The sequence below is a fragment of the Actinomycetota bacterium genome (genome assembly GCA_018830725.1).
Taxonomy (GTDB): domain Bacteria; phylum Actinomycetota; class Humimicrobiia; order JAHJRV01; family JAHJRV01; genus JAHJRV01.
This window is the reverse complement of sequence record JAHJRV010000092.1, coordinates 1-3,869: the sequence shown is the minus strand read 5'-3', so window position 1 is coordinate 3,869 and position 3,869 is coordinate 1. Positions and strand designations below refer to the sequence as shown.

The 3,869-nt window shown below is 30.1% G+C and carries 2 protein-coding genes; one reads left to right on the top strand and one right to left on the bottom strand.

What is annotated here, in order from left to right:
* Positions 1–515: 515 nt before the first annotated feature.
* Positions 516–1,475, top strand: coding sequence for a methyltransferase domain-containing protein (locus tag KKC53_04240; GenBank protein MBU2598375.1), 960 nt, complete (start codon positions 516–518; stop codon positions 1,473–1,475).
* 1,033 nt (positions 1,476–2,508) lie between these two features.
* Here KKC53_04240 and KKC53_04235 read toward each other — a convergent pair.
* Positions 2,509–3,252, bottom strand: coding sequence for a hypothetical protein (locus tag KKC53_04235; GenBank protein ID MBU2598374.1), 744 nt, complete (start codon positions 3,250–3,252; stop codon positions 2,509–2,511).
* Positions 3,253–3,869: the final 617 nt, after the last annotated feature.

Genomic DNA, 3,869 nt, shown 5'->3' with positions numbered 1-3,869 from the left:
TTAACTTCTAGAAACGCACAAAATAGCCCCTTAAACGCGCTCTAAAATAACAAACGAAAAAGATTATATTAAGAATTTACTCAAACGATATCTATACTTTACTTAGTTTTAAAGAGACGACATTTTCTTCTAAAATGCATACATTTTTATAAAAAGGGGAATAGTATATTAAATAGCTGTAGCTTTATCTCCCTAGACCGCACGGAAGTCTCGCTTTAATTTTCGGGAATTAGATTGAGGGGGTATAAATTTAAATCGTGAACGGGAAAAATAAAAAAACTTAAAATAATCGATATAAAACCATCTAAATTCAATCCAAGACTTGACTTGAAACCAGAAGATGAAGAACATAAGAAAATTAAAAACTATAAATGTACATTGTGAACGATATATTATAATAATATAAGTTGGATTACAGAAAGATAAATGCATCTATATACATGAATAAATTATGAAATTTTAATACAATGTAAAAAGTCTATTTTTTATTATTTTATTTCAGATTTAAAGAATTAATGAGAGAAGAATTAATTAGCTTATTACGATGTCCTGTCTGTTATAAAGAAAACCTGATTGTTTATATAACCAATGAAAACCATATAGAAATAAGAGAGGGTTATATTAAATGCCAAGATTGTGGAAAAAGTTATGAAATCAACAATGGAATCGTAAATTTACTCATTAATCCCAGCTCTGAGATTATAAATGAGCAGAAAGGATGGACTGCTTTAGAGAAAGCAGTCGTCAACACAGATGAACTTATGCTCTCTCTTCCTGATGCTATTGGTGAACATAAAACTGCGTGGAAAAGTCAGGCAGAAAATTTCCATTACATGTTTTCAAAGTTAAACTTAAATGGTAAAGAGGCAGTTTTGGATCTAGGATCAGGTCGATGCTGGGCTACCCGCTTTCTTTCTCGGAAAGGCTGCTACGCAGTAGGTTTAGATATTCTATTAACAAAGTATGTAGGTTTGTTAACAAGTGATATATATATAGACCGTGAAAATATTTACTTCGAAAGAGTTTGTGGTAATATGAATGCTCTTCCATTTCGTGATCAAATATTTGATTTAGTTTTTATCTCTGCAACTCTACATCATAGCTCAAATATTTCTATTACTTTAAAAGAGGTTTCTAGAGTGTTAAAGCCACAAGGACAGGTAGTTATAATCAATGAACCTGTAGCAGGACTGGTCAAGAGTGTTGAATTAGATTGCACAGAGATAAAGATGGGTATTAACGAACATGTTTATCGTTTATGGAAATACTTAAGAGAACTTCGTAGAGCTGGTCTACAGTATAGAATATATCCCTATATAGGAGGTTATTCCCGCATAATTAACTTAATAAATCGTGGATTAATTACCATATTCCCAAAGCAATTGTTTTGTAAGAAGATCTGTGACCTACTGGTATATACTCAATTATTGTTTTTGGGTGGTGTGCTTAATTTAATTGCTTACAAGCCAGAGTAAGCCATTTTATTTTTCTGATCTCTTTTCAATTCTAAGTGGTAGGACATGAGCTTTTCAAACTTATAACACTGGTTCGAACCCCGCTCGCGCAGCTTCTATATATCAAAATCGCTCTATGGCGGGGATTCTATTTACATTTAATCCAACCAAAAACCATAAAAAATGCAGAAAAATAAAAATAGAGAATCTCATATTAATCCAAAGTAAGAATTAGAAACCAAACCCTAAATTTAGCGATTAAATTATCTAAATTATATGCTAATAATGTAGAAAAATATAAGTAAATCATATAAGTAATAATTATTTATCATATAGGAGATGATATAAGTAAATAGGATTAAGTATAAAAGTTAATATAAAAGGAGATGCGTTTCAGGTGAAACGCTAAGGTTTTAAGTCCATACCATATAATAGCAAATCTAAATGGGAGTGGGTGTATGCTAATAATATAGAGAAGTATAGATAGATAGTATATATAAAGTAATTAGATATGATAAAAAGGAGATAATATTAGTGAGAACTTATAAAAATGTTAGTGTTATGTATTGTTTTGAGTGTAAAAAAGTTTATTTTAAAAAATAAAAAAAATTTATGTATATTAGCGAGAGCAATAAAGGTAATTTGATAATAAAAGCGAAGGGGAAATCTAATTCCCAACTTATTTATAGTTTTTTAAAGATCTCTTAAAGATAAAAGAAAAAACCCCTGATTAATTTGTTAAAGCGCTGCAACAAAAACAGTTTAGGTAAATATGAAAAATAAGTAGAAATTCTAAAACAAATAAATGAAGAACTAAAAACAAAAGTTAAATTACTAGAAGAGCAATTAACATACCAGAGATCTAGTTGGATTAAAAGACTATTTAGAAGATAAATAGTACTATACTAATAATATACAAATAGAATCTGTCTTTTACTCGATCAATTAACTTAACTTTATATATATTTTTATTTTCATACACCCTAAAAAACCTTTTTTCAAAGTTGCTATATTTTCAATTTGACTATTGGGTGAGCGAATCACAAACACACTGTTATACACTATTGGATGAGAATACTCCTTTAGACTCCAAGTAAGACTTTAAATGAAATGGGATTGCCAATCCCCCCGATTTTCCTAGTGGCAGTTCGACTAAAGACTTGATTACTCGAAACGCTGATTTATATGTCTTATAAGCATCCTCTTCTAACTTCGCATAATCCTTGCTGAGAAAGTGAAGATATTCCCGCCTAATTTTTCGGACAGTATTTGCATCACTCAAACGTTCATCTGAAATGACATAAAACTTTTTCTCTTTCAACTTTTTGATCCGCTGGTCCTGAGTCAACTTCTCATGATGCTTTCTATTATCTTCGTCGAAAAAGAGTACCTCGTCCTCAGCGTTGAGGCTATTAATATTCAAATTGCTAGCTAAAAGTTTGTATATAAATATAATAGCCATCTCACAGACTATGCCACACAAGGCTATACATCCAAGGAAATCTGCGAGACAGAAAGCCTGTTTGGCGGATTTTAACGGCCAGATAATCTTCTCTAGAATAATACTTTCTTCTGCAGGTGCAAAAGATATACTCAGATCCTTAGTAGAGAGTTTATTGTATCTTTTCACAATAGCTTCAATGGCGTCAGTAGAACTCTGACTATCTTGACATAGATCGCTAACCAACAAAGCAAGTTCAATTTTCTCCCCAGAGCCCTTCGATAATATCATTGATCGCATAGAAAGAGGGTTTATCCATGCCTGAATCATCTTGTTATGTTTATTCTGTGATTTCAAAATTTCCTCCCAAAGGCTTATACCCCATTTTTTATGAAATTTATAAAAATTACCTTATAACTTGAACATCTAAATTTTAACAAATCTAGGAAATATTTAAAATAAACCGAAATAGAGCTAATGCTTAGAAATTACGCTTTACATATCAAAATAGCTCTACGGGCGGGGCTCTATTTACATTTAATCTAATCAAAAACCGTAGAAAGTGTAGAAAAATAAAAATAAACAAAAAGCGGGGGAGTAACTAAATACCATCCCCTAAATTTAGTGATTATTATAGTCTTTTTGTACATGTATATTCAGTATTTTTATTATTTTATATATATCTTTATATACATCTTTATTATACAATTGATATATACATTTTTTAAATTATGTTTGATCCCTATAAAGATAAAAAATAAAAAAATTTTATGTATATTAGCGAGGGCAATAAAGTTAATTTAATTATAAAAGCGAAGGGGTAATCTGATTCTCAATTTATTTAAAGTTTTTTAAAGATCTCTTAAAGAAAAACCACCTGATTAATTTGTTAAAACGTTTTAACGCAAGACCTTACTTCTATCTTTTAAAACCTTTTTTAATGCATGAAATAACCCCTTTAACGCACTATAAAG